This window comes from Bradyrhizobium betae, from assembly GCF_004123905.1.
GTDB classification, from domain to species: domain Bacteria; phylum Pseudomonadota; class Alphaproteobacteria; order Rhizobiales; family Xanthobacteraceae; genus Bradyrhizobium; species Bradyrhizobium betae_A.
In genome coordinates this window covers 456,445-480,158 of the sequence record NZ_MZXW01000004.1, presented here as the reverse complement: position 1 = coordinate 480,158, position 23,714 = coordinate 456,445, and the positions used below count along the sequence as shown (strand labels likewise).

The following is a 23,714-nucleotide window of genomic DNA, read 5'->3' as shown; positions in this document are numbered from 1 at the left end:
CGTCGCTGATCCATTACCGACACCTCGTTCCAGGGCATGGACGGCCTCCCGAATCGACCAATCCAGCCCAGTTTGATGTGTCAGCTATGTCTCCGAACACCTGTCAGTGATCTGTCCGGTCTAAACACTTGACCGGGCGATCCAGTACTCCGAGACGTCCGTGGTTTATCGAGAAGCCTCCGCGTACTGGATTCCCCGCCTTCGCGGGGAATGACAGCGGAGTGCGGAGCGCGCGCCTTACTTCACGATCTCAACCAGATGCGCCCGCGACTGCGACGGATCGAACCGGTCGCCGAAATATTGCGTTTCGTGCGCCACGAGGCCATCGCGCAATTCCATGATGCTGACGACGTAGGACGGCACCCCGTCATAGGTCAGCACGAACTCGCTCACCCAGAGATCGCCGCCGCCGACGATCCGCCGCACCGTGAAGCGCTTCCTGTTCGGCTGCACGAAGCGGCTCTGCTGGATATTCCTGCGACCACGAATGCGCTCGCCAGATTGCGGATAGTCGAGCACGGCGTCGTCGCGATAGATGTCATGCTCGGCCTCGAAATCGTTCGCGTCTGACGCGTCCCAATGGCGCTGGAGCGCCGCCAGTGTCGCCTGATCGTCCATTGCGTCCTCCACCTGCCGTTTCAGCTCTCCACATTGGAGCCCAGGCAGCCTCTGGCAAGGCGCCCTCGCAACGTCTAACAACCACTAACGGGCCAAACATCCGATCTGGATGCAGATTGACGGTGCAGCAATCTGGAATTCGCCGGGGAACATCCATGGCTCATCTGCTTTCCGTCAATGTCGGCCTGCCGCGCGACGTCGCCTGGCAAGGCAGGACCGTCCACACCGGCATCTGGAAGGCGCCCGTCACGGGCCCGCGCAGGGTGCGCCGGCTCAACATCGACGGCGACGGCCAGGGCGACACCGCTGGTCACGGCGGCGAGCAGCGCGCTGTGTACGTCTACCAGGACGAATCCTATCACTACTGGCAGCAACATCTGGGCCGATCGAACCTCGTCCCGGGACAATTCGGCGAGAACTTTACCGTCGAGGGCCTCGCCGACACCGAGGTCTGCATCGGCGATCGCTACAGGATCGGCTCGGCCCTGTTCGAGGTGACGCAGCCGCGCGTGACCTGCTACCGGCTCGGCATTCGCATGGAAGAGCCCGACATGGCCGCGCTGCTGGTCAAGCACGGGCGGCCCGGTTTCTATTTCCGCGTCATCGAGGAAGGCGACGTCGAGGCCGGAGACGAGATCACGCAGGTCGCGCGCGGCCCCGAAAGCATGAGCGTGTCCGAGATCAATGCGCTGCTCTATCTGCCCCCTCACCCACGCGAGCGCCTGGAGCGCGCGCTGAGAATTCCGGCGCTGAGCCGTGGCTGGAATCATTCCTTCGCGGCGCTGCTCGCGCAGAAAGACAATCCGGCCACGGGAAACGCCGGGCTCGGCCCGGCCGCAAGCCCGCCTCCGGCCTGGCATGGCTTCCGCCCATTCCGTGTCGCGCGAAAAATCGCCGAAAGCAGCAATGTGACGTCGCTGGTGCTCGAACCCGCGGACGGACAGCCCGTCGCCACGGCCCTGCCCGGCCAGTTCGTCGTCGTGCGGCTCGGGCCTTCCGCGATGACGCGCAGCTATTCTCTGTCGCGCCGCGCCGATGCCGCGTGCTTGCGCATCAGCATCAAGCGGGAAGCGCACGGCGCAGCCAGCGGATATGTCGCCGACGAGCTCAAAACGGGCGACGTCGTCGAGCTCGGTGCACCACGCGGCAGCTTTACGCTGCGGCAGGATGCGCGGCCCGTCGTGCTGCTCAGCGCCGGCATCGGCGTGACGCCGGTGCTCGCCATGCTGCATGCGCTGACCGCGGAAGGATCGACACGCGAGGTCTGGTGGCTGCATGGTACCCGAAATGGCCACGAGCATCCGTTCGCGGCCGAGGCGCGCGAACTCCTCGCCGCGCTCGCGTACCATCACAGCCATGTCTGCTTCAGCGCCCCCGACCCGGCCGATCGTCCCGGTGCTGACTTCGACAGCGCCGGACATCTGGATCAGCGCCTGCTTCAGACGCTTAATGTGCCGCGCGACGGCGATTTCTATCTGTGCGGACCGGCCGCTTTCATGAGCGATCTCACGGCCGGCCTCTCTGCGCTGGGCGTCGCCGCCGACAGCATCCACACCGAGCTGTTCGGCAGCAAGCCTTCGCTGACACCCGGCATCGCCGCCGCGCCGACAGTCGCAACGCATCTGCCAGCCGGCGCAGCTGGGCCGGGGCCGACGGTGTCGTTCGCCCGCAGCGGCCTCAATGTCCTGTGGGGACCATCCTATGCCAGTCTGCTCGAGCTGGCTGAGGCGTGCGACGTCCCCGTGCGCTGGTCGTGCCGCACGGGCGTCTGCCACAATTGCGAGAGCGGGCTCTTAGCCGGAGACGTCAGCTACACGCCCGATCCGCTCGACCCGCCGGCAGACGGCAATGTCCTGATCTGCTGCGCGCGGCCGCAGGGTGATATCGTCATCGATCTCTAAGACGTCGATCTCTAGGACATGGGAGAGCTTCATGCGAACTGACATGGTGCCGGGAGCAACCTTCCCGGACTACGAACTCAGCGACCACACCGGCAAGCATCGAACACTCTCCAAGCTCCAAGGCGGCGATCCCATGATCGTCGTCCTCGGCCGCGGCGGGTTCTGTCCGAAGGATCGCCGCCAGACCGAAGGGCTGGTCCAGCTGCATCGGGAGATGGAGGTGGGCTATTGCCGGCTGGTCACTGTGACCACCGACAACATCACCCAGACCAACGAATATCGCAGCGGCGCAGGCGCGCACTGGCCGTTCCTGTCCGACCCGCGGCGGATCGTTCAGAAGGACCTCGACATCGCCGAATATACCGATCCCCTCCACAATCCCATGATCCCGCACGTGGTCGTGCTGGAGCCTCGCCTCCGCATCCACAAGATCTACAACGGCTACTGGTTCTTCGGACGCCCGACCATCGAAGAGCTTCGCCAGGATCTGCGGGCCGTCAGCATGATTTGCCGCCCCGATTGGGACATCACGGCGCCGGGCCTGAAGACGCTATGGAACCAGGGCCGCAAGGAGCATTTTTATCCCTACGGCAAGGCCTACGTCGAAACTCTCGGTGAACAGGATTAGAGGGACATTTCGACATCGTCCGTGCAGACGAATGCCGGGAACCATCGCGGCGTCAGGTTTGTTGGCAAGTCTTACGATTCGCCTGCCACCTGACAGGAACCCCAAGGACACCCAGGAACCCGCATGTGCCGCTGGATCGCATACAGGGGCGAGACCACCTCGTTCGAGCCTTACGTCACCGAGCCCGAGCATTCGCTCATCGCGCAGAGCATACGCTCGCTTCAGTCAACCGCGGGCTCGAATGGCGACGGCTTTGGTCTCGGCTGGTATGGCGAACACCCGGAGCCGGGCCTCTACCGCGAAACGCGTCCGGCGTGGTCGGACGAGAATCTGCGCTACCTCTGCCGCCATCTGCGCTCGCATCTGTTTTTCGCACACGTGCGCGCCGCCACCGGCACGGCGGTGACGCGGCAGAATTGTCATCCCTTCGCCTGCGGACAGTGGATGTTCATGCACAACGGTTTTGTGGGCAGCTGGAATCGGCTGCGGCGCAAGGTCGAGGCGTTGATCCCCGATGCTTACTACCCGTCGCGACTGGGCACGACCGACTCGGAAGCCGTGTTCCTCGCCATGATGGGCGCCGGGCTCGACGGCGACCCGCTCGGCGCAACACAACGTGTGCTGCAAGCGCTCGTCGGTCTCATCAACGAAGGCGAGCTCCGTGAGCGGCTGCGCTTCACCAGCGCGATTGCGAACGGCCGGGATCTCTATGCGTTTCGCATTGCGGTCAACGATGCCGCCAACACGCTCTACTATCGGGAAGGCAGTGGCGGCCAGGTCGTCGTGGTGTCCGAGCCCTTCGACAAGGAAACGGACTGGACGGAAGTGCCTGCGAATCACGCCCTTATCGCGCGCGCGTCCGAAAGCGTGAAAATTGTTCCGTTCGTCCCTGCAATTTCCAGTGGGTCCGAGGCGGAACCCGCCCCTGTCAGAAGGATTATTGCCCGCAGGTAACCACTGCCGGGTGGCTCATGACATTTGCTTCAGACGTTTTGAAACTGCTGCGCCTCGATTCCTCCGACGACAAGCAGCACCTCGTCATTCGCTCGGCCGGCGGACGCGGAAAGGCGGCGGAATATTCGTTTGGTATCGAGGAGGAATATTTCCTCGCCGATCGCCGAACGTTCGAGGTCGCGATCGAAACGCCCAACGCGCTGTTCGAGTCCGCGAACTGGTCGACCGGCGGTCAGGCCATGCGCGAGATGCTGCAATCCCAGCTCGAAGTCGCCACCAACGTTCACGTCGACGTCACCGACGCGCGCGAAGAGCTTCGTTTTCTCCGTCGCGAAGTCGCCAACGTCGCCGCGCAATATGGCTTCGTCATCATGGCCTGCGGCACGCATCCAACCGCGGTCTGGCGCATGTCGCAGCCGAGCCCGAAGCCGCGCTATGAGGAAATGATCGAGGATCTGCGCAGCATCGGCCACCGCAACATGATGTGCGGCATGCATGTGCACGTGCAGCTGCCCGATCCCGAGAAGCGCATGGCGGTGATGCGGGCGATGCTGCCGCATCTGCCGCTGTTCATCGCGCTGTCGGCCTCCTCCCCGTTCTGGAATTCCCACAAGACCGGACTGAAGGGCTACCGGCTGGCCGCCTATTCCGAGCTACCGCGCACCGGCCTGCCCGAATTGTTCGAGAACCGGCAGGATTACGACGAATATATCGGCGCACTGCAACGCTCCGGCGTGATCCCCGACGAAAGCCACATCTGGTGGGCGATGCGTCCGTCCATGAAGCATCCGACGCTCGAGCTTCGTGCGCCCGATACCTGCACCCTGGTCGACGACGCCGTCGCGATCGCCTCGCTCTATCGCTGCCTGACCCGCCACCTTTACCTGCGGCCCTATCTGTCGAAGGAGGTCACCGTGGTCGAGCGCGCGATAGCGGTCGAGAACAAATGGCGCGCGCAGCGCTACGGCACCGATTGCATCTTTGCCTCCAGGGAAGGGCCGGTCACGATCTCGGAGCTGCTCTCCCGTGTCATCGAGGACACCGCCGGGGACGCGGCCGCACTGAATTGCGCCGCCGAGGTCGAGCACTGCCGCACCATCGTGGAACGCGGCAGCTCTGCCGAATTCCAGCTCCGTGCCTACCGTGAAAACGGCGACGACATCGCATCCGTGTCACGATGGATCGCTACATCTACGATCTCAGGAACGAGCGCTCCCGTCGGACGCAGTGCTCAAGCGCCGTCATAGCGCCCGCGCAAGCTTCGGCGGCCAAAGTGCCGCCCTTGAATTTGATGATCGTGGAGAACCGCATGAATCGCATCACATCCTGCACCGGCTGCGGTCATGCACTTGTCCCGATGCTGACGGCCAAAGGCCGCGCGGAGCCGAACTGCCTCTGGTGCGAAGGCATCGACGCGCGCGCGGTGGAGATGGCGAAGTGGGCCGACAGCCCATCCGGCAAGCCCGAGCGGGCCGCCCGTCAATCGTTCAAATAAGCGGCTTCGGACGCCCGGCCGCCTTGACGGTTGCATGCCCTTTGCGGGACATGCCGACAAATTAGACAAGACCCGTCTCTCCCCTGGACCTGCCGGCTTTGCCAAGAGGACCACGCCGTTTGGTGTGACGGTCATCTAACCTCTGGCGCAACCTCGATTTTTCTTGTCCCGCGTGGAGCCGAAGGGCCCACGCGCTGCGCCGCGCGCCAACTGGCCCAGAATTCGCAAGACGTCGTCAGGCCTAAAGTCCCTGCCCTCTCATTAAGTGGAGCAGCGAGTTGCGTACGCCCGGCTCCGGGATGAACGGCCCAGGATCGGAGAATGCCATGAACGTGCATGCCGCGGGCGATCTCAAATTCGCCGGCCTCACCCGCCCGGATGGTTCACCCCTTCGCCTCAATGAGCAGGACTTCGTCGCGATCGACCGCGACAAGAATGCGAAGTTTGAGGCAACCTACCGGCCGCAAGCCCTCTACAACCGCGCCAACGAGGGTTTTCACGCCAACAACGAAACATTCCTGCTGCACGAAGTCGCGACCAATCTGCCGATCTATCTGCCCGACACCGGCCCCACCGATTTCCATCTTCATCTGCCGCCGGGTGGCTTTCAGCTCGTGCTGGTCACCTCGGGCGCGTTCACCTTCGACTACGACGGGCGCTTCTACAATGTCGGCCCCGGCGCAGTGATGCTGCAAAGCGCGATCGTGCACCGCCAGCTGTTCTACACCTGGTCGGGCCTGTCGACCGAAGAGAATTTGAAGACGCCGCAGACCGTGGTGCCCGATCCGATCTCGATGGGTTATTCCGGCAAATTCCTCGAAGCCTTCATCACCGATCCCACCACCTTTCCGAACCCGACCATCGTCGGCCCGGACCAGATCAACGAGGCCGAGACGCCGCGCGTGGCCTGGAGCCATCCGCTGCATGATCGCCCGGCCGATGCAGGCTTCTGGCTTCAGGATCCCCTGGCGCTGGATGCGCTGTTCAAGCCGCTCACCGATAGTCCGGTCAAATCGGCGACGCCGGTTTACGTGCGCGATACCGGCATCGAGGTCCCGAGCGGTCACCTCGTCACCGGACACATCATCGCAACCGACCCGCGCGGCCAGTCGCTGCTGGCGAAAAGCACGTCGATTACCGCAGACCCGACCTGTCTCGCCAAGGGCGAGGTCGTGATCTATCGCGTCATTCGCGGCACGGCCGAATTCAAGAAGAAATCCGGGGAGAGCTTCGAGCTCGCGGCCGGCGACGTGGTGACGGCGGGCAAGGCGTCGATCAGCCTCACCGGCCTCGGCGAAAACACCCAGGTCCTGCGGCTCGGCCTTCTCAAGGGCATGAACGAGCTTCGCAGCTGGACGCCGACACAGCGCGACGAGATCGACGGCCTCGCCGGTCAGATCATCACGCACAAGGACGTCCGCCCCTTGCGCACGGAAGGCCAGCCGGTCGGGTATCTCTACGGCTGATAAAACAACGGCCCGCCGAAGCGGGCCGTCGATATCATTTAGCGCACCGAGCCACCGTAAAGCTGCCGCTCCTTGCGAACCTCTTCGGCGCCATAAGGCTGGCTGGCGGGATCGAACGATTTCCATCCGGCCTTCTGCCAATTGGCACTGCGGTCACGCAGGTTGACGGAGGACTCTTTCAGGATCGAATCGAGGCGGGATCGGTCCGCATCGGGGACGCGCGCCGACACGAGCGTTCCTCCGCGACGAACGCCCTCGGCGTACGTGTCCGCATCCTCCCGGGAAATGCCGGCCTCCGTGAGCGCTCCAACAATACCGCCGGTCGCTGCTCCGGCCGCCGCACCCACCGCAGTCGCGGCCAGCCACCCGGCTGCGACGACGGGCCCGAGGCCGGGAATTGCCAGCAAGCCAAGGCCAGCGAGAAGGCCGGCGGTGCCACCCACGCCCGCTCCGATGCCGGCACCCTTGCCGGCGCCTTCGGCGCGATCGTCGACACCATCCCGGTCGCGATCGACCTTCTTGTCGGTGCTGAACCAGCTGTCGGAATTGTTGGCGACGATGCTGATGTCCGAGTACGGCACGCCAGCCCCCTCAAGGCGGCGAACCGCCCGCTCAGCGTCATTGTAGTTGTCGTAAAGACGAGAAATGGTAACAGTCATTTTGGAACTTTCTCACTTGGCCGAATTGACGTTGCCTTGAAAGTCGACGCTGACTTGGGTGGCCGTTCCACCCTTGCTGGCTTGTCCGCGCCACACGCCCTTGTCGTCCTTCTTCAGCGCGGTGACATTGGCGTACCCGGCGTCCTCGATCTTCGATTTGGCCTGTCCTTCGGTGAAGCTGTTGCGGCCGGCGACCGGTGCATCGGAGTTGTTTTGCCCGGCACTGTTGACCGCGTTGTTGTTCGGGCCTGACTGCGCCGGGGGATTTTGCGCTGAGGCCGGGGCCAATGCCGCGGCAGCCGCGATGACGGAAATACAAATGTAGAGCGACGGGCGTTTCATAATTGTCTCCAAAGCTTGAGGACTGAGCCAAGCCCCCGGTGGAGCTTTCGTTCCTATGTTCCGCTTCTCGACATCGCCTGTGCAATCAAACTTTGAAAAACATCATCCACGTGATTGCCAAGACGAGAACTGCGGATGACGTTAGGAACATCGCCGGCCCTCTCATATTAGGGTACATGCGCATTCTGAAAAAACGTTCGCCAACGCTGGCAGCCACGACGCTTCGTGCTCTCGCAGAATATCCGGTGACGTCTGCCGTTGTCGCGGCGACCGCCTTGATGGCGACGGCCGCGATCGCCAACAGGCGACTTGCCGACAAGGCTCAGCGCGATAATCCGCCTCAAGGACGATTCATCGAGGTCGACGGCGTTCGCTTGCACTATGTGGAGCGCGGATCCGGCCGCCATCTGGTGTTGCTCCATGGCAACGGCAGCATGATCCAGGATTTCCAGTCGAGCGGGCTGATCGATCTCGCCGCCAAGGATTATCATGTCATCGTGTTTGACCGACCCGGCTTCGGCCACAGCCTGAGGCCCCGCAATGTCGTGTGGACACCTGCGGCGCAAGCCGACCTCTTCAAGAACGCGCTTGCGCAGCTCGGGGTCGAAAAGGCGATCGTGCTAGGACATTCCTGGGGAGCATCGGTTGCAATTGCCCTGGCAAGCCGACATCCCTCAATGGTCGAAGCATTGATACTGGCATCGGGATACTATTTCCCGACGGCCCGCACCGATGCGATGTTGTCGATTGCCGGACCCGCGATACCGGGATTTGGCGACGTCCTCAGTCACACGATTTCGCCGATCCTCAGCCGGCTGATGTGGCCGGCGATATTGCGGCAGCTGTTCGGGCCGAGACCCGTTCCGCAAAAATTCGATGGCTTCCCCAAATCCCTTGCCGTGCGTCCCTCGCAACTTCGTGCCGGCGCCGCCGAGGCAGCGTTAATGGTCCCTGCGGCCATGCTGTCTGCGAAGACCTACGGCGAATTGGCCATGCCAGTCATTATCCTGGCCGGCGAGGCCGATCGCCTCATCGACATCGACGAGCAGTCCGGCCGTCTGCATGACGAAATCAAACACAGCAAAATGCGCCGCATTCCCAAAGGGGGCCATATGATCCAGCAGTCGGATACAGCGGACCTGATGATTGCGATCGATGAAGCCGCGGCGGAAACGCTGCATTGAGGTTCAACATGACCCCGAAGATCGAAGAACATACCTGCCAGCAGTGTAACGGAACCGGCTTTTCCAGGTCCATGCAACCGGCTCGCCCGGGCCGTAGGATCTATCCTGTCAAATGCGAAGCCTGCCAAGGCAAGGGAAGGATTGCTGAGACCAAGTGAAGTGACCTCAGTGCTTTGATCTCTCGATCTCGAAGGTGAACTTGACCTGCATCACCGGGCCGGCCGCATCCCGAACCTCAATTGCCATATCGCGCTTGTCGGGAGTCGCAGTCAAATCATCGACCGCATCCCTCGCCATATCGGCCAACGACCGGGCGGCTTCTGCTTGCGCGGCTTGAAGATTCGGAAGCAGCAATCCTTCTTCGTCACAAGCCAGAACGCCACCATCCAGCAAATCAAAATAGTACCGCGGCATCGCTTCGCACTCCGACGAATGCTAAGCAACGATTCACGCTTACGTTCCTAACGTAAAAATGGTCGGCGAGCGGCCGCAGATGCAGCGTTCTCTACAACAACCTGTCCGATGAGTGACGCCCTACTCCGCCGCCTGCCGCACGTGGCGGGCGGTCGGCGTGCGCATCGTCACCAGCTCTTCGGCTGCGGTCGGATGCAGCGCGATCGTGGCGTCGAAATCGGCCTTGGTCGCCTTCATCTTCACGGCGATCGCGACCACCTGGGTAACCTCGGCGGCGCAATCGCCGACGATGTGGCAGCCGAGCACGCGGTCGGTCGAGCCATCGACGACGAGCTTCATCAGCACACGCGTGTCGCGGCCCGACATCGTCGCCTTGATCGGACGAAAATTCGTCTTGTAGATGTCGACGTGGCTGAATTGCGCGCGCGCCTCGGCTTCCGTCAAACCAACCGTGCCGACCTCAGGCTGCGAAAACACTGCGGTCGGAATGTAGGAATGATCGACCTGCACCTCGCGCTTGCCGAACACGGTGTCGGCAAAGGCATGGCCTTCGCGGATCGCGACCGGCGTCAGGTTGAAGCGATGGGTAACGTCGCCGATCGCGTAGATGCTGTCGACCGAGCTCTTGGAGAAATGGTCGACTGCGATACCGCCATTCCTGGGATTAATGGCAACGCCGGCCTTCTCCAGGCCGAGATTGGCGACCGCGGGATGGCGACCGATCGCGAACATCACCTGGTCGGACGCGATGCTCGAACCGTTCGACAGATGGGTGGTGAACTCCTCGCCGTGGCGATCGACCTTCGCCACCGTGCAGCCGGTGAGGATGGTAATGCCCTGCTTCTCCATCTCGCTGCGGACGTGAGCGCGAACGTCTTCATCGAAACCGCGCAAAATGTTGTCGCCGCGATAGATCACGGTGACGTCGGAGCCGAAGCCCGCGAAAATGCCGGCGAATTCCAGCGCGATGTAGCCGCCGCCCTGGATTACGATCCGCTTCGGCAGCTTCTTCAGATGAAACGCCTCGTTGGACGAGATCACGTGCTCGATGCCGGGGATCGAGGCGCCATGGTTGGGCGCACCGCCGGTGGCGATCAGGATGTATTTTGCGGTGATCTTCTTGTCGTCCGCCAGCAGGCGGACGGTGTGCTTGTCCTCGATCATCGCGCGACTCTTCACGACCTGCGCGCCCGACTTCTCGACATTCGTCGTGTAGGCCGCCTCCAGCCGGGCGATCTCCTTGTCCTTGTTGGCGATCAGCGTCGGCCAGTCGAAGCTGGCAGGCGGAACGGTCCAGCCGAAACCGGCGGCGTCCTCGAGCTCGTGACGGAAGTGTGAGCCGATCACGAACAGCTTCTTCGGCACGCAACCGCGGATCACGCAGGTGCCGCCCATGCGGTACTCTTCCGCGATCATGACGCGGGCGCCGTAGCCCGCCGCGATGCGGGCGGCACGCACGCCGCCCGAGCCGCCACCGATGACAAAGAGGTCGACGTCGAATTCAGCCATTGTCCACTCCGACCCCTTTCAAAAACTCCCTATCAGATAGGTACTCTTAGATTTCCTTGCCACGCTTGCGCATCTCGGCGCGGAAGGCCCCCATCACGGTCTCGGAGAAGTTCTGGGCCCAGGAGTTCATGAAGGCCATGCTGAGCCCGATGGCGCGCGGCTCGGCGTCGATCAGCTTCTTGCCCAGCGGCGACCTGTAGAAGGTGACGAGGTCCTTCAGCTCCTGCTCGGTGAACTCGCTGGCATAGATCTGCGCCATGCCATCGCCGATCTCGTTCTGGCGGCCCTGGAGCTGCTGAGCGACGATCGGGGCGACCTCGTTGAGATCCTTCTGATAGTTGAGGTTCTGCTGGGTCAGCGCGATCTTGGTCTTCTCGACGAGGCCGGGCACGGCGCCTTGATACATCGCCGTCGCGTTCTTGATCTGCAAAATCTCCTTGGCCGCCGCAACCGCCGCCGGCGAAGCTTTCGGCTGGGCCGGCGCCGCAGCTGCCTTGGGGGCCGGCGCAGGCTGCTGCGCCACGGCCGGGAAGGCCAATCCCACAGCGAGGGTCGCGGCCGGCAACAATTTCAAAACGCTCTTCATACCTGGTCTCCTTTCGGCTTGCGCCGTTCAATCACGCGAATTCCCTCGCCACCCGCCAAAACAGCCGAGCTGGCCAAGCCGATGAACAACCCGTGCTCGACCACGCCGGGAATGGCGCTCAACGCCGTGGCGAGGCCGGGCGGATCGACGATACATCCGAGCTGGGCATCGACGATCCAGTGGCCGCCATCGGTGACGAAAACGTGGCCATCTTTGGCCTTGCGGACCGCCATTTGCCCGGAAACGCCGCACACGGCAAATGCCTTCTCGATCGCGCGGCGCGTCGCGCCAAGCCCGAACGGGATGACCTCGATCGGCAGCGGAAACTTGCCGAGCGTCGGCACCCATTTGGTGTCGTCTGCAATCACGATCATGCGATCCGAAGCGGCCGCCACGATCTTCTCGCGCAGCAGCGCGCCGCCGCCGCCCTTGATCAGGTTGAAGTCGGGATCAATCTCGTCGGCGCCGTCGACTGTCATGTCGAGATGGTCGATCTCGTCCAGCGTCGTCAGGGGCACGCCACAGCGCATCGCATCGGCGCGAGTCGTCTCCGAGGTCGGCACGCCGATCACCTTGAGCCCGGTGGCGACGCGCTCGCCGAGCAGCTCGACGAAATGCTTTGCGGTCGAACCGGTGCCAAGCCCGAGCTGCATGCCGTCACGCACCTCTTCGAGCGCCCGCGCCGCAGCCTGCCGCTTCAACTGGTCCATGTTCACGTCTGCGCCCGCCCCTGAATTGAGAGTGCCGCCGATTTAGCCGCTTGCGGCGGCCTATGTAGCCTCGTTTTACTCGCGGGAACAGGCCTCTGGGCCGATCTTATAAGGTGAACTTATGGCCTCGGCCCTTGCGCCGGTCCGGCCAGACCGATAGCGCTGTGACCATGACCTCCCCCTACACCCTCGTCTTCGATCTCGACGGCACGCTTGTGGATACGGCGCCCGACCTGATCACCGCGCTGAATTACGTGCTCGACCGCGAAGGGCTGCCCGCCGTGCCGATGGCCTCGGCCCGCAACATGATCGGCGCCGGCGCCCGCAAGCTGATCGAACGTGGGCTGGAAGCCGAGGACCGCACCGTCACACCCGCGGACATGGACCGGATGACGGCGGATTTCATCGCCTATTACGCCGACCATATAGCGGTCGAATCCCGCCCCTTCGAAGGGCTCCTGGACGCGCTCGACCTGTTTGCGGCGCAGGGCCATCGCCTCGCGGTCTGCACCAACAAGCTGGAATGGCTGTCCAAGCGGCTTCTGGACCAGCTGGACCTGACCCGGCGCTTCGCCGCGATCTGCGGCGCCGACACTTTTGGCGTCCAGAAGCCTGATCCGACCATTTTCCGCGAGACCGTGGCGCGCGCCGGCGGCGACGTGAAGGCCAGCATCATGGTCGGCGATGCCGGAACCGACGTCGGGGTCGCACGGCGGGCCGGGGTGCCCGTGATCGGGGTCAGCTTCGGCTACACGGACGTGCCGATCGCCGACCTGAAACCGGACCGGCTGATCCATCACATGCGCGACCTGCCGGCCGCAGCCCATAGTCTGATGACGGCCTAGTCCGCCACAAGGCACTGACTTAACTAGGCTATTCCGCGGAACCCTGCGTTAACCATCTATTATCTATGCGCGGCACGCCGGTTGCCTGCCCCAAACGACACTCCTATGGTCCGGCCGGGGATGTGGCGGTTCGTCGCAGTAGAAATGGGATGGTCATGCGTCGTGTCATCGCGATTGCGTTAGCGGGGGCAAGCCTCCTGGGAGCAACAAGCCTTGGGGGCTGCTCCTCAATGCCTTCAATGTCTTGGGACATGTTCAAATCGGCGCCGCCGACCGTTCAGGTCCGGCTGGAATCCAATCCGCCAGGCGCTGACGCCACGACCTCGCTCGGTCAGGGCTGCAAGACCCCCTGCTCGGTTTCGGTTCCCGCTCCCGACGCCCCGTTCACCGTCGCTTTCGCGGCGCCAAAATACCAGCCGGCGAGCGTGCCGGTGAGCGTGATCAAGACGCCCGGCGATCTCACCACATCGGCCACGGTGACCACCGATCCGAATCCGGTGTTCGCCGAACTCCAGCCGGCGATGCCGCCCAAGCCGGTGAGGAAGCCACACCGGCCGAAGAAGCCGAAGCCGCTCGCGGCCGCACCCGCCGCGGCCCCGGCCGATGCTGCACCTGCTGCGGTCTCGGCGTTCCCCGATCCGAACGCGGGCAAGCGCTGATCCAGGCGCTGACTTACGTATACCACCCGATTGTCCTCTGCCTGCGCGATGCTTAGATTGCTTCCAGAGCGCCGCTGAAGCAAAGGTGCGCCCGTCGCCGTAAGTGACAAGGCATTTGGCAAGGCATTTGGTATGAACGGACTTTCCGCGAGCCCCCGAGCCGCGCTGTCGAGCGCGATGACCGATCCGTTCGGGCGCACGATCTCGTACCTGCGCGTTTCCGTCACCGACCGCTGCGACCTCCGCTGCTTCTACTGCATGTCGGAAGACATGACGTTCCTGCCCAAGGCGGACCTGCTGACGCTGGAAGAGCTCGACCGGCTCTGCACCGCCTTCATCGCCAAGGGCGTGAAGAAGCTGCGGCTCACCGGCGGCGAGCCGCTGGTCCGGCGCAACGTGATGTCGCTGGTGCGCTCGCTGTCGCGGCATCTGGCGAGCGGCGCCCTGAACGAGCTGACCCTGACCACCAACGGCACGCAGCTGGCCAAGCATGCGAAAGAGCTCGCCGATTGCGGCGTCCGCCGCATCAACGTCTCGCTCGACACGCTCGATCCCAAGAAATTTCGCGAGATCACCCGCTGGGGCGAGATCGACAAGGTGCTGGAAGGCATCGAGGCCGCGCGCGCCGCAGGCCTTGCCGTCAAGATCAACGCTGTGGCACTGAAGAACCTCAACGAGGACGAACTCCCCGACCTGATGCGCTGGGCCCACGGCAAGGGCATGGGCCTGACGCTGATCGAGGTCATGCCGATGGGCGAGATCGGCTCGGGCCGCATCGACCAGTATCTGCCGCTGTCGCTGGTGCGCGCGCGCCTCGCCAAGCAATTCACGCTGACGGATCTGGCCGAGAGCACCGGCGGCCCGGCGCGCTATGTCAGCATCGCCGAGACCGGCGGCAAGCTCGGCTTCATCACGCCGATGACCCATAATTTCTGCGAATCCTGCAACCGCGTGCGCATCACCTGCACGGGCACGCTGCACACCTGCCTCGGCCACGAGGATGCCTCGGACTTGCGCAAGCCGCTGCGCGCATCTGATGACGACATGCTGCTTGCGGATGCGATCGACCGCGCCATCGGGCTGAAGCCCAAGGGCCACGATTTCATCATCGACCGCCGCCACGACCGCCCCAGCGTCTCCAGGCACATGAGCGTCACCGGCGGCTGAATCTCACTCCCGAATGCCCGGCGCATAGCCGAAGCCGACCGCTGGTTCGGCCGCGGTCTCGACCCAGACGCTCTTGACCTGGGTGTACTCGAACAGCGTCTCGACACCGCTCGAACGGCCGTAACCGCTCATGCCGGAGCCGCCGAACGGCGACGCCACGCTGATCGTCTTGTAGGAATTGATCCAGAACGTTCCGGCCCTGGCTTGCGCCGCGACCCGATGCGCGCGCGCGACGTCACCGGTCCAGACTGCGCCGGCCAGACCAAAATCGCTGTCATTGGCGAGCGCGATCGCCTCTTCCTCGGAATCGAACGGGATCGCGGCGACGACAGGTCCAAAAATTTCGTCGCGGGCCACCGTCATGCTGTTGCTGACGTCACGCAGCACGGTCGGCGCGACGAAGAATCCGCCCTGCGTGGGGTTTCCGTCGCTGCCGGTGGCAAGCGTCGCGCCCTCGCTGAGGCCCTGCTTCACCATTGCGAGCACGCGGGCGTACTGCCGGGCATTGTTGATCGGCCCGACCTCAGTCTCCACCGCGCCGGGCGCGCCGACCTTCAGCTTCGCGGCACCATCTGCGACTATCTTGACGAAGCGGTCATAGACCGAGCGCTCCACCAGCAGTCGCGAGCCTGCGACGCAGCTCTGTCCGGCGCCGGCGAAGATCGCCGACTGCGCACCGATCGCCGCGCGTGCAAGGTCCGCATCGGCAAACACGATGTTTGCGGACTTTCCACCGAGCTCGAGCACGCAGGGCAGCAGGCGCCTGGCGGCGGCTTCCGCGATCAGCCTGCCCGTCGGCACTGAACCCACGAACACGACCTTCTTAACCGCTGGCTGGCCGAGCGCGGCCTGCCCCGTGGTGTGGCCGTAGCCCGCGAGCACGTTGACGAGACCGACCGGCAAGCCGGCTTGTTCTGCAACAAGCGCCAGCGCCATCGAGGTCAGCGGCGTCAGCTCCGACGGCTTCAGCAGCACGCCGTTGCCCATGGCGATGGCGGGCGCGACCTGCCAGCCGCAGGTGAAGAGCGGCGCGTTCCAGGGCGTGATCTGGAGCACGATGCCGACCGGCTCGCGCCACGTGTAATTGAGATGGCTCGACGGCACCGGAATCACGTCGCCGTGGAATTTATCCGCCCAGCCGGCATAGTACTCGAACATCTCGGCGACCTTGGCGACCTCGACGCGGGTGTCGCGGATCGGCTTGCCCGCCGAGAGCGACTCCAGGCGCGCCAGCTCCTCCGCCTTGCCCTGAATGGCGCGCGCGATCGCCTGCATGACGCGCCCGCGGGCCGCGCCGGTCAGCCGTGACCAGCCGGCCTGCGCCGTGACGGCTGCCGCAGCTGCCTCGGCAACGACGGCGTCGCCGGCATCATGATAGGCGTAGAGAGAGGCGCCGGTTGCGGGATCGTCGATGGTGATGAGCGCGCCCGCGCCAAGGACGATACGGCCGGCCACATGAGAGCCGATCGCCGCGCTATCAGGCCAGAACGGGGTGAGCGCATCGCGCAGCCGCGTGTCGATGAAGGGGGTCATGGTGCCGCTCACATCCTGCCGAGCTGAAGCTCGACGATCCTGTTGAAATCTTCGCTATCGCCGATCGAGGCGGCGCTGTCCGACCAGATCCGCGCGGCTTCGCCTGCGATCGGCAGGTCGAGCCCGAGCCCGGCGATGAGCTGCGTCGCAAGGCGTACGTCCTTGCGCATCAGGGCCATCGTGAAGCCGGAATCGAACGCGCCGTTCAGCACCCAGGTCGGCAGATTGACCTGCGTGACGCCGGAGCGGCCGGAGCCGGCATTGAGGCCTTCGAGCAGCCGGGCCGGATCGACCTCGGCCCCGCGCGCGATCCGCATCGCTTCGGCGGCGGTCAGAAGATGCGCCGCGCACAGCAGATTGTTGATGAGCTTGCAGACATGCCCGGCGCCGACCGATCCGACATGGACCCGCTTCGCGCTCATGTCTGCGAGGACAGGCTCGACCGCGGCAACGTCGGCATCCGCGCCGCCGATCACCATGGTCATGGTGGCGGTGATGGCCCCCTTCGGGCCGCCGCTAACCGGCGCGTCGATCATCGCCATGCCGTGCGCGGCGAGAACTGCGGCAAGGCGGCGGGTCGTGTCGGGATTGGACGTCGAGGTGTCGACCACACGCAGGCCCGGCCTGGCATGGACGATGATACCGCCCTCGCCGGCGACGACAGCCTCGACGATATCGGCATTCGGAAGCGACAGGATGAGCAGATCCGCGCGGGCGCAGAGCGGTCCGACGCCTTCGAACACCGCGATGCCCTCCGATGCGAGCGCGCTCCGCGCCTTTTCCGACACATCGCTTCCAAGCACCTCATGCCCCGCCCGCACCAGCGAGAGCGCCATGCCGCGCCCCATATTGCCGAGCCCGACGATGCCGACGACCGCCATATCCCCGTCCCCCGTCCTGATACCGCCGGCGATCCTACGGAGCTCGGCCGCATCAGGGCATCAGCAGCGCGGTTGCCTATTGTTGCCTCATGGGCAACACTTGCGGATGATCAATGCACTGGACGAGAACCGGCTTCGCTATCTGTTCGAGGCCGCGCGCTACGGCGCGGTGCGCGCGGCGGCCGATGCGCTCGGCGTCAACCCGTCGGTTGTCAGCCGGCAGATCGCCCTCCTGGAGCGCGAGCTCGATGCCGCCCTGCTCGACCGGCATAGCCGCGGCGTGCGGCCGACCGAGGCAGGCGCGCTCCTGATCGCGCATTACCGCCGCCACACGGTGGACCGCGACGACACGCTCGCCCGCTTGCGGGAGCTCCAGGGGCTGCATCGCGGTCATATCGACCTCGTGCTGGGCGAAGGCTTTGTCGCCGATCTCATGGGCGGCGCGCTCGACGAGTTCTGGCAGCGGCATCCACGGCTGACCATCTCGCTGGAACTGGCGGGCACCAGCGAGGTCATCCGCGCCATTGCCGACGACCGTTGCCACATCGGGCTCGTCTATCATCCGCCGCAGGATCCGCGAATCCGCTCCTGCGCCGCGATCAGGCAGCCGATCTGCCTGATCGCACGCCCCGACCATCCGCTCGCAAAACTCCGCCGCCCGGTCAGGCTCCGCGAGATCGCCAGGCATGCGCTCGGAATCATGCATGCGGGTTATGGCACGCGCCAGTTGCTCACGATGGCCGAGACATCCGAGAAGACCGGTCTGTCGCCGAAGTTGACCACGACCTCGATCAGCATCCTCCGGCATTTCGTCCGTTCCGGTCTCGGCGTGACCCTGCTGCCGGCCTTCTCGGTGGCGGCGGACCTCGAGGACGGATCGCTGGTCGCCATTCCCGTCGACAATGTGCTGCTCACAGCCGCAGAAGCTCACATCATCACCCGATTGGGCCGCGAACTGCCGAACGCGGCCAGCCAGCTGCTCAGGTTCTTGATCGGCCGGATGAAGGCCTTCCAGACCGGCCGCCGCTAACCTAAGCTTTTGAGCCGGCGTCAATTTGTCCATTTTCCGATTGACGGCACGTGAAGCCGCTGGTTTGGTGCAGCCGCCTTTGCTTGCCCGGCAGCAATAAGCCGGCCCGCCCCTTTGGCGGTCGCGGTCAAGACGGCAAGGCACGAGGGGAGGACTGACGCCGCAATCGCTCCGGAAACGAGCCGTGTGGCCGCGTGCAGTTTGCATGCGGACGAGCGATGCGCGCTAAAGCCTCCCATGAAGTGTTAGGCCGCGACGGAGAGAAAGTAAGATGCGTCCCTTGCTGGCGTTGAGCAACGCCATCGACCTCCTCAACGAAAAGATCGGGTACGTCTGTAACCTGCTGGTGCTCCTGGCCTGCCTGGTCAGCGCGGCCAACGCCATGATCCGGTACGCCTTCAGCGCCTCGTCGAACGGCTGGCTGGAGCTGCAATGGTACATGTTCGCGATCCTGGTGATGTTCGGCGCGTCCTACACCTTCAAGCGCAACGAGCATGTCCGCGTCGAGATCTTCTATTTGACGCTCTCGGACCGCGGCCAGCTCTGGCTCGACATGATCGGCACGCTGTTCTTCCTGATCCCCTCCTGCCTGCTGCTCGCCTATCTGTCCTGGCCGTTCTTCATGCAGGCCTATAACGTCGGCGAGATGTCCGGCAATGCCGGCGGCCTGATCCGCTGGCCGATCAAGTTCGTGATCCCCGCCGGCTTCGTGTTGCTGGCGCTCCAGGGCATTTCTGAAGTCATCAAGCGTATCGCGGCTCTCCAGGGCTACGTCACGATCGACGCCAAGTACGAGAGGCCGACCCAATGATTACGCTGGAGATGATGCCGCCGTTGATGTTCGGCGGCCTGGTTCTGGCGATGCTGATCGGCTTCCCCGTCGCGTTCACGCTGGCCGCGGTCGGACTGTCCTTCGGCTTCCTCGCCATCCATCTCGGATTCTTCGACCTCAACTTCCTCCAGGCGATCCCCGGCCGCGTGTTCGGCAGCGTGCTCTCCAACGAGCTGCTGCTCGCGATCCCGTTCTTCACCTTCATGGGCGCCATATTGGAGAGATGTGGACTTGCGGAGGACATGCTGGATTCGATGGGCCAGCTGTTCGGCCCGGTCCGCGGCGGCCTCGGCTATTCCGTCATCATCGTCGGCTTCATCCTCGGCGCCATCACCGGCACGGTGGCGGCGCAAGTCATCGCCATGGCGCTGATCTCGATGCCGATCATGATCCGCTACGGCTACAACATGCGCTACATCACCGGCGTGCTCGCTGCCTCCGGCACGATCACGCAGCTGGTGCCGCCCTCCCTGGTGCTGATCGTGCTCGCCGACCAGCTCGGCAAGTCGGTCGGTGACATGTATCTCGGCGCCTGGGGCCCTTCGGTGTTCCAGATCATGCTGTTCGCGGGCTACACTTTCGTGCTCGGCCTGATCAAGCCGGACCATGTGCCGGCGGTGCCACTGGAAGCGCGGACGCTGAACGGCTGGGCGCTGTGGAAGAAATGCCTGATGGGCATCATCCCCTCCGCCGTCCTCATCTTCGTCGTGCTCGGCACCATGATGATGGGCCTTGCGACCCCGACGGAAGCCGGCGCGATGGGCGCTGTCGGCGCCATCGTGCTCGCCGCGATCCATCACAAGGACTTCTCTACGAGCGACCGCAGGATCCTGATAACAGGCGTGATCGCCGCCGGCATCGGCACCATCGTCGCGATGCTGTTCACCGAGAACCTGATCTTCAGGCTCTCGTTCGCTGTCACCTATATCGCCGTGGCCTGGATCTGCATCCAGGCCGCACGCATCCCCGACCTGCGCGACCTCATCAAGCAGGGCTACGAATCCACCATGCGCCTCACCTGCATGGTCACCTTCATCCTGATCGGTTCGACCTGCTTCTCGGTGGTGTTCCTGGGTGTCTCCGGCGGCGTCTGGCTCGAGCATCTCCTGACCTCGCTGCCCGGCGGCGTCTGGGGCTTCCTGATCTTCATCAACCTCTTCATCTTCTTCCTGGCGTTCTTCCTCGATTTCTTCGAGATCGCCTTCATCATCCTGCCGATGATCGCGCCGATCGCGCAGAAGGTCCTCGCCCCCGTGGTGGGACCGGACGCGGCGCTGATCTGGTTCGGCGTGATGCTCTGCGTGAACATGCAGACCTCGTTCCTGCATCCGCCGTTCGGATTTGCGCTGTTCTATCTGCGCGGCGTGGCGCCGAAGGAAGTGAAGAGCTCCGACATCTATTGGGGCGCGATCCCCTGGATCGGCCTCCAGATGATCATGGTGCTGCTCGTGATCATCTTCCCGGTCACGGTGACGGGCCTTTTGGACAAGCCGCTCAACGTCGACCTCGATAAGGTCAGGATCGAGGTCCCGCAGATCGAGCTGCCCCCGCTGGATCTGGGGCCGCCGCAGAAGTAGCGACGCACGCTTCCACCCTCTCCCACAAGGGGAGAGGGGGCAGAAGCCGCGCGTGACACGCGTGGCAAACACGGGCATACCGGGCCATCATCCAACCGATGGATCCCGCCTATGCTCCGATCGCACGCCGCTTCCTCGCTCGCTGGTTCCTTGTTCGCCTCGCTTTGGCTTGTCTGTGCCGCGACCATCGCTCACGCCGAGCCGGTGGCCGATGTTCACGCGCTGGCGCAGAAGGAGCAGCAGCCGCTGCTCGACACGCTGCGCGATCTCGTCAGCATCGAATCCGGCAGCAAGGATGTCGAGGGCTTGAACGCAATCGCCGGGCGCGTAGCCGATCAGCTCAAGCAGATCGGCGGCACGGTGGAGATTTTGCAGCCCACCGACGTTTACCGCCTCGACGACACGCCCGAGACAATCGGCCCTGCCGTGCACGCCGTCTTCAAGGGCAGTGGCAGCAAGAAGATCATGCTGATCGCCCACATGGACACGGTGTACCTGAAGGGCATGCTGAAGGACCAGCCGTTCCGCGTCGATGGCGACAAGGCCTACGGCCTCGGCATTGCCGACGACAAGCAGGGCGTTGCGCTCATTCTCCACACCGTGGCGATGCTGCAGAAGCTGAATTTTAGGGATTACGGCACGCTCACGGTGCTCACCAACGGCGACGAGGAGATCTCCTCGCCCGGCTGGCGCAGCACCCTCACCAAATTCGCCTCCGATCAGGATGTGGTGTTCTCGTTCGAAGGCGGCGGCACCGACGGCACGCTGCGTCTCGCCACCAGCGGCATCGGCTCGGCCTATCTGACGGTGACGGGCAAGTCGTCGCACGCGGGCGCACGGCCCGAGGGCGGCATCAATGCACTCTACGAGCTCTCGCACCAGGTGCTGCAGATGAAGGACCTGTCCAAGCCCGAGCAGGGCCTGAAGCTGAACTGGACGGTCTCCAAATCAGGCACCAACCGCAACGTGATCCCCGCCGACGCCACGGCGCAAGCGGATGCGCGCGCGCTCAAGGTCGCCGATTTCGATGAGCTGGAGAAGGCGCTGCAGGACAAGATCAAGAATCGCTTGCTGCCCGACTCCAAAGTCGAGCTGAAATTCGAAGTACGCCGCCCGCCGCTCGAAGCCAACGACGCCTCGCGCCGCGTCGCCGCCTACGGCAAGACCATCTATGGGGAGATCGGACTGTCCCTCAAGGTCGACGAGAAGGCGACTGGAGGCGGCACTGATGCCGCGTTTGCCGCGCTCAAGACCAAGGGCGCTGTGGTCGAAGGCATGGGCCTGTCGGGCTTCGGCGCACATTCGAACGATGCCGAATATGTCCAGATCAACAGCATCGTGCCGCGGCTCTACCTCGCCACACGCATGATTATGGATCTGTCGACCGGCAAGCTGAAATAGCGGTTTGCGCGGCGGTCAGCTTCGGCCTGGGGCGGAGGCCCCCTCCTCCGCCAACCGAAACCGCAGCGTGAATTCCGCGCCGCCGCCGGGGAGGTTTTCCACCGCAACCGTCGCCCCGTGATCGTCCGCGACGCCGCGCACGATCGAGAGGCCCAGGCCCGCGCCATCGCTGCGCTGGCGGTCGCGGCGCCAGAAGCGCTGGAAGATCAGCTCGCGCTCGGCCTCCGCGATGCCCGGGCCGCAATCGCGCACGCTCACCGAACCGTCCTCGCCGACCTCGACGTCGACGGAAGTATCCTTTGCGGTGAATTTGATGGCATTTTCGGCGAGATTGAAGATCGCGCGCTGGAGCATCTCCGAATTGCCGTGGATCATCACCGGCGCGTCGGCGCCCTTGAGCGCGATGTCCTTATGCTGGGCCAGCGCGAACGGCGCGATCGAACCGACCACTTCGGTGCAGACGGCGCGCAGATCCGCGGTCTCGCCGGGATCGAGCACCAGCGTGTCGAGCTCGGCGATCTCCAGCAGCTGGGCAACGATGCGGCTCATGCCTTCGATGTCGGCATGCAGCACCTCTCGTGCGGCGCCGTCGCCGAGCGTTTCGATCCGCGTGCGCAGGATCGCGAGCGGCGTGCGCAATTGATGCGCGGCGTCCGCCGTGAACTGCCGCTGCACCCGAAAGCCGTCCTCGAGGCGGTCGAGCGCCTGGTTGACGGCGGTGACGAGCGGCATGATCTCGCGCGGGATCAGCTCGGTCGGCAGGCGGATGTCGGTGCGCGCCGGACCGATATTGCTGGCCTCCTCCGAGGCCTTCCACAGCGGTGCGATGGCGCGGCGGAAGATGATGATGTCGGTGGCGAGCAGGATCAGCAGGATCGGGATGGTGATCCATCCGACCCGCCGGAAGAAATTCGAGACGATGTCGTCGATGATGACGTCGCGATGCGAAAGGTCCTCGGCGACGCGAATGCGCACCGTCTTGCCCTCGATCACGCGGCTGACGCCGGCGCCGGAAATGGTCTCGGACAAGCGCGGCGGCGTGGTGTCGCCGGTCTTTCGCCGCGAGGAGAACAGCACGCGTCCGTCGGCATCGCGAATGTCGTAGAGATATCGGCCATAGGCTTCCGAATAGAGGCCTCGCAGACTGTCCGGCAGATTGAACGTCAACGTACCGTCCGCCTGCGGCACGATGCGCTCGGCCAGCACCTCGGCCTGAGCGCGCATGGCGTCGCGATGCAGCTGGTCGATCTCGGAGTTGAGCAGCCAGAACAGCACCAGCGGCAGGAAGATCGCGACCACCGCGACTGCGACGATGTGCATGAA

At 64.2% G+C, this 23,714-nt stretch carries 25 protein-coding genes; 15 read left to right on the top strand and 10 right to left on the bottom strand.

Features of this window, described 5'->3' with window-relative positions:
- Nucleotides 1-237: 237 nt before the first annotated feature.
- Nucleotides 238-618, bottom strand: coding sequence for a nuclear transport factor 2 family protein (locus B5V03_RS02405; protein ID WP_129267653.1), 381 nt, complete (start codon nucleotides 616-618; stop codon nucleotides 238-240).
- A 155-nt stretch (nucleotides 619-773) separates the two neighbouring features.
- On the opposite strand from B5V03_RS02405, the gene B5V03_RS02400 reads away from it, so the two are divergent.
- The 6 genes from B5V03_RS02400 (at nucleotide 774) to B5V03_RS02375 (ending at nucleotide 7,062) form a co-directional block, all read left to right on the top strand.
- Nucleotides 774-2,519: an MOSC and FAD-binding oxidoreductase domain-containing protein gene (locus B5V03_RS02400; protein ID WP_129267652.1), complete on the top strand. Its 1,746-nt coding sequence runs from the start codon at nucleotides 774-776 to the stop codon at nucleotides 2,517-2,519.
- Nucleotides 2,520-2,550: 31 nt separating this feature from the next.
- On the top strand, nucleotides 2,551-3,147 hold the full coding sequence (locus B5V03_RS02395) for a redoxin domain-containing protein (protein ID WP_129267651.1): 597 nt from the start codon (nucleotides 2,551-2,553) through the stop codon (nucleotides 3,145-3,147).
- A 123-nt stretch (nucleotides 3,148-3,270) separates the two neighbouring features.
- Nucleotides 3,271-4,101 (top strand): class II glutamine amidotransferase, encoded by an 831-nt coding sequence (locus tag B5V03_RS02390; RefSeq protein WP_129267650.1) that lies wholly within the window; start codon nucleotides 3,271-3,273, stop codon nucleotides 4,099-4,101.
- A 17-nt stretch (nucleotides 4,102-4,118) separates the two neighbouring features.
- The gene (locus B5V03_RS02385; RefSeq protein ID WP_129267649.1) at nucleotides 4,119-5,348 is read left to right on the top strand and encodes a carboxylate-amine ligase; all 1,230 of its coding nucleotides are present in this window, start codon (nucleotides 4,119-4,121) and stop codon (nucleotides 5,346-5,348) included.
- Between the two features lie 62 nt (nucleotides 5,349-5,410).
- Nucleotides 5,411-5,596 (top strand): hypothetical protein, encoded by a 186-nt coding sequence (locus B5V03_RS02380; RefSeq protein WP_129267648.1) that lies wholly within the window; start codon nucleotides 5,411-5,413, stop codon nucleotides 5,594-5,596.
- A 326-nt stretch (nucleotides 5,597-5,922) separates the two neighbouring features.
- The gene (locus B5V03_RS02375) at nucleotides 5,923-7,062 is read left to right on the top strand and encodes a hypothetical protein (protein WP_129267647.1); all 1,140 of its coding nucleotides are present in this window, start codon (nucleotides 5,923-5,925) and stop codon (nucleotides 7,060-7,062) included.
- A 38-nt stretch (nucleotides 7,063-7,100) separates the two neighbouring features.
- Here B5V03_RS02375 and B5V03_RS02370 read toward each other — a convergent pair whose 3' ends face one another.
- Nucleotides 7,101-7,721: a hypothetical protein gene (locus B5V03_RS02370; RefSeq protein ID WP_129267646.1), complete on the bottom strand. Its 621-nt coding sequence runs from the start codon at nucleotides 7,719-7,721 to the stop codon at nucleotides 7,101-7,103.
- Between the two features lie 12 nt (nucleotides 7,722-7,733).
- The gene (locus B5V03_RS02365) at nucleotides 7,734-8,063 is read right to left on the bottom strand and encodes a hypothetical protein (RefSeq protein WP_129267645.1); all 330 of its coding nucleotides are present in this window, start codon (nucleotides 8,061-8,063) and stop codon (nucleotides 7,734-7,736) included.
- Nucleotides 8,064-8,239: 176 nt separating this feature from the next.
- Here B5V03_RS02365 and B5V03_RS02360 point away from each other — a divergent pair, with 176 nt between their 5' ends.
- Together B5V03_RS02360 and B5V03_RS43000 are read left to right on the top strand one after the other, a co-directional pair.
- Complete coding sequence (locus B5V03_RS02360; RefSeq protein ID WP_129267644.1) at nucleotides 8,240-9,247, top strand: alpha/beta fold hydrolase; 1,008 nt, start codon at nucleotides 8,240-8,242, stop codon at nucleotides 9,245-9,247.
- 8 nt (nucleotides 9,248-9,255) lie between these two features.
- Nucleotides 9,256-9,405 carry a zinc finger domain-containing protein gene (locus tag B5V03_RS43000; protein ID WP_433995322.1) on the top strand — a complete coding sequence of 50 codons (150 nt, stop codon included), beginning with the start codon at nucleotides 9,256-9,258 and terminating at the stop codon, nucleotides 9,403-9,405.
- A gap of 7 nt (nucleotides 9,406-9,412) precedes the next feature.
- On the opposite strand, the gene B5V03_RS02355 is transcribed toward B5V03_RS43000, so the two are convergent.
- The 4 genes from B5V03_RS02355 to rpiA all read right to left on the bottom strand — a co-directional run bounded on the left by B5V03_RS02355 (nucleotide 9,413) and on the right by rpiA (nucleotide 12,472).
- Nucleotides 9,413-9,661, bottom strand: coding sequence for a DUF6894 family protein (locus B5V03_RS02355; RefSeq protein ID WP_129267643.1), 249 nt, complete (start codon nucleotides 9,659-9,661; stop codon nucleotides 9,413-9,415).
- Nucleotides 9,662-9,781: 120 nt separating this feature from the next.
- Entirely contained in the window at nucleotides 9,782-11,170 is a 1,389-nt protein-coding gene (gene gor, locus B5V03_RS02350; RefSeq protein WP_129267642.1) for a glutathione-disulfide reductase, read from the bottom strand.
- Between the two features lie 46 nt (nucleotides 11,171-11,216).
- A complete protein-coding gene (locus tag B5V03_RS02345; protein ID WP_129267641.1) occupies nucleotides 11,217-11,756 on the bottom strand; it encodes a DUF2059 domain-containing protein in 540 nt (179 codons plus the stop codon).
- Nucleotides 11,753-12,472: a ribose-5-phosphate isomerase RpiA gene (gene rpiA, locus B5V03_RS02340; RefSeq protein ID WP_129267640.1), complete on the bottom strand. Its 720-nt coding sequence runs from the start codon at nucleotides 12,470-12,472 to the stop codon at nucleotides 11,753-11,755. The genes B5V03_RS02345 and rpiA overlap by 4 nt, the downstream gene beginning before the upstream one ends.
- A gap of 164 nt (nucleotides 12,473-12,636) precedes the next feature.
- Here rpiA and B5V03_RS02335 point away from each other — a divergent pair, with 164 nt between their 5' ends.
- The 3 genes from B5V03_RS02335 to moaA all read left to right on the top strand — a co-directional run bounded on the left by B5V03_RS02335 (nucleotide 12,637) and on the right by moaA (nucleotide 15,137).
- Nucleotides 12,637-13,311 carry an HAD-IA family hydrolase gene (locus tag B5V03_RS02335; protein WP_129267691.1) on the top strand — a complete coding sequence of 225 codons (675 nt, stop codon included), beginning with the start codon at nucleotides 12,637-12,639 and terminating at the stop codon, nucleotides 13,309-13,311.
- Between the two features lie 155 nt (nucleotides 13,312-13,466).
- Nucleotides 13,467-13,970: a hypothetical protein gene (locus B5V03_RS02330; RefSeq protein ID WP_164987729.1), complete on the top strand. Its 504-nt coding sequence runs from the start codon at nucleotides 13,467-13,469 to the stop codon at nucleotides 13,968-13,970.
- Between the two features lie 132 nt (nucleotides 13,971-14,102).
- Nucleotides 14,103-15,137 carry a GTP 3',8-cyclase MoaA gene (gene moaA / locus B5V03_RS02325; RefSeq protein ID WP_129267639.1) on the top strand — a complete coding sequence of 345 codons (1,035 nt, stop codon included), beginning with the start codon at nucleotides 14,103-14,105 and terminating at the stop codon, nucleotides 15,135-15,137.
- 3 nt (nucleotides 15,138-15,140) lie between these two features.
- On the opposite strand, the gene B5V03_RS02320 is transcribed toward moaA, so the two are convergent.
- On the bottom strand, nucleotides 15,141-16,670 hold the full coding sequence (locus B5V03_RS02320; protein ID WP_129267638.1) for an aldehyde dehydrogenase family protein: 1,530 nt from the start codon (nucleotides 16,668-16,670) through the stop codon (nucleotides 15,141-15,143).
- An 8-nt stretch (nucleotides 16,671-16,678) separates the two neighbouring features.
- Nucleotides 16,679-17,551, bottom strand: a complete 873-nt coding sequence (locus B5V03_RS02315; protein WP_129267637.1) for an NAD(P)-dependent oxidoreductase — start codon at nucleotides 17,549-17,551, stop codon at nucleotides 16,679-16,681.
- A 106-nt stretch (nucleotides 17,552-17,657) separates the two neighbouring features.
- Here B5V03_RS02315 and B5V03_RS02310 point away from each other — a divergent pair, with 106 nt between their 5' ends.
- From B5V03_RS02310 to B5V03_RS02295, 4 genes are all read left to right on the top strand, one after another.
- Complete coding sequence (locus B5V03_RS02310; protein WP_129267636.1) at nucleotides 17,658-18,581, top strand: LysR family transcriptional regulator; 924 nt, start codon at nucleotides 17,658-17,660, stop codon at nucleotides 18,579-18,581.
- Between the two features lie 271 nt (nucleotides 18,582-18,852).
- Nucleotides 18,853-19,392: a TRAP transporter small permease subunit gene (locus tag B5V03_RS02305; protein WP_129267635.1), complete on the top strand. Its 540-nt coding sequence runs from the start codon at nucleotides 18,853-18,855 to the stop codon at nucleotides 19,390-19,392.
- Nucleotides 19,389-20,990: a TRAP transporter large permease gene (locus B5V03_RS02300; protein WP_129267634.1), complete on the top strand. Its 1,602-nt coding sequence runs from the start codon at nucleotides 19,389-19,391 to the stop codon at nucleotides 20,988-20,990. The genes B5V03_RS02305 and B5V03_RS02300 overlap by 4 nt, the downstream gene beginning before the upstream one ends.
- A gap of 111 nt (nucleotides 20,991-21,101) precedes the next feature.
- On the top strand, nucleotides 21,102-22,391 hold the full coding sequence (locus B5V03_RS02295; RefSeq protein WP_129267633.1) for a M20/M25/M40 family metallo-hydrolase: 1,290 nt from the start codon (nucleotides 21,102-21,104) through the stop codon (nucleotides 22,389-22,391).
- 15 nt (nucleotides 22,392-22,406) lie between these two features.
- On the opposite strand, the gene B5V03_RS02290 is transcribed toward B5V03_RS02295, so the two are convergent.
- Nucleotides 22,407-23,711 (bottom strand): ATP-binding protein, encoded by a 1,305-nt coding sequence (locus B5V03_RS02290; protein WP_433995325.1) that lies wholly within the window; start codon nucleotides 23,709-23,711, stop codon nucleotides 22,407-22,409.
- Nucleotides 23,712-23,714: the final 3 nt, after the last annotated feature.

Excerpts from the sequence above, each read along its gene's own strand:
- B5V03_RS02330 (WP_164987729.1), top strand. The coding sequence starts at position 13,467 with ATGCGTCGTGTCATCGCGATTGCGTTAGCGGGGGCAAGCCTCCTGGGA.
- gor (WP_129267642.1), bottom strand. The coding sequence starts at position 11,170 with ATGGCTGAATTCGACGTCGACCTCTTTGTCATCGGTGGCGGCTCGGGC.
- B5V03_RS02295 (WP_129267633.1), top strand. The coding sequence starts at position 21,102 with ATGCTCCGATCGCACGCCGCTTCCTCGCTCGCTGGTTCCTTGTTCGCC.
- B5V03_RS02400 (WP_129267652.1), top strand. The coding sequence starts at position 774 with ATGGCTCATCTGCTTTCCGTCAATGTCGGCCTGCCGCGCGACGTCGCC.
- B5V03_RS02395 (WP_129267651.1), top strand. The coding sequence starts at position 2,551 with ATGCGAACTGACATGGTGCCGGGAGCAACCTTCCCGGACTACGAACTC.
- B5V03_RS02385 (WP_129267649.1), top strand. The coding sequence starts at position 4,119 with ATGACATTTGCTTCAGACGTTTTGAAACTGCTGCGCCTCGATTCCTCC.
- B5V03_RS02365 (WP_129267645.1), bottom strand. The coding sequence starts at position 8,063 with ATGAAACGCCCGTCGCTCTACATTTGTATTTCCGTCATCGCGGCTGCC.
- B5V03_RS02360 (WP_129267644.1), top strand. The coding sequence starts at position 8,240 with ATGCGCATTCTGAAAAAACGTTCGCCAACGCTGGCAGCCACGACGCTT.
- B5V03_RS02315 (WP_129267637.1), bottom strand. The coding sequence starts at position 17,551 with ATGGCGGTCGTCGGCATCGTCGGGCTCGGCAATATGGGGCGCGGCATG.
- B5V03_RS02355 (WP_129267643.1), bottom strand. The coding sequence starts at position 9,661 with ATGCCGCGGTACTATTTTGATTTGCTGGATGGTGGCGTTCTGGCTTGT.
- B5V03_RS02310 (WP_129267636.1), top strand. The coding sequence starts at position 17,658 with ATGATCAATGCACTGGACGAGAACCGGCTTCGCTATCTGTTCGAGGCC.
- B5V03_RS02320 (WP_129267638.1), bottom strand. The coding sequence starts at position 16,670 with ATGACCCCCTTCATCGACACGCGGCTGCGCGATGCGCTCACCCCGTTC.
- B5V03_RS02305 (WP_129267635.1), top strand. The coding sequence starts at position 18,853 with ATGCGTCCCTTGCTGGCGTTGAGCAACGCCATCGACCTCCTCAACGAA.
- B5V03_RS02405 (WP_129267653.1), bottom strand. The coding sequence starts at position 618 with ATGGACGATCAGGCGACACTGGCGGCGCTCCAGCGCCATTGGGACGCG.
- B5V03_RS02300 (WP_129267634.1), top strand. The coding sequence starts at position 19,389 with ATGATTACGCTGGAGATGATGCCGCCGTTGATGTTCGGCGGCCTGGTT.
- B5V03_RS02380 (WP_129267648.1), top strand. The coding sequence starts at position 5,411 with ATGAATCGCATCACATCCTGCACCGGCTGCGGTCATGCACTTGTCCCG.
- B5V03_RS43000 (WP_433995322.1), top strand. The coding sequence starts at position 9,256 with ATGACCCCGAAGATCGAAGAACATACCTGCCAGCAGTGTAACGGAACC.
- B5V03_RS02375 (WP_129267647.1), top strand. The coding sequence starts at position 5,923 with ATGAACGTGCATGCCGCGGGCGATCTCAAATTCGCCGGCCTCACCCGC.
- B5V03_RS02390 (WP_129267650.1), top strand. The coding sequence starts at position 3,271 with ATGTGCCGCTGGATCGCATACAGGGGCGAGACCACCTCGTTCGAGCCT.
- moaA (WP_129267639.1), top strand. The coding sequence starts at position 14,103 with ATGAACGGACTTTCCGCGAGCCCCCGAGCCGCGCTGTCGAGCGCGATG.
- B5V03_RS02335 (WP_129267691.1), top strand. The coding sequence starts at position 12,637 with ATGACCTCCCCCTACACCCTCGTCTTCGATCTCGACGGCACGCTTGTG.
- B5V03_RS02290 (WP_433995325.1), bottom strand. The coding sequence starts at position 23,711 with ATGCACATCGTCGCAGTCGCGGTGGTCGCGATCTTCCTGCCGCTGGTG.
- B5V03_RS02345 (WP_129267641.1), bottom strand. The coding sequence starts at position 11,756 with ATGAAGAGCGTTTTGAAATTGTTGCCGGCCGCGACCCTCGCTGTGGGA.
- B5V03_RS02370 (WP_129267646.1), bottom strand. The coding sequence starts at position 7,721 with ATGACTGTTACCATTTCTCGTCTTTACGACAACTACAATGACGCTGAG.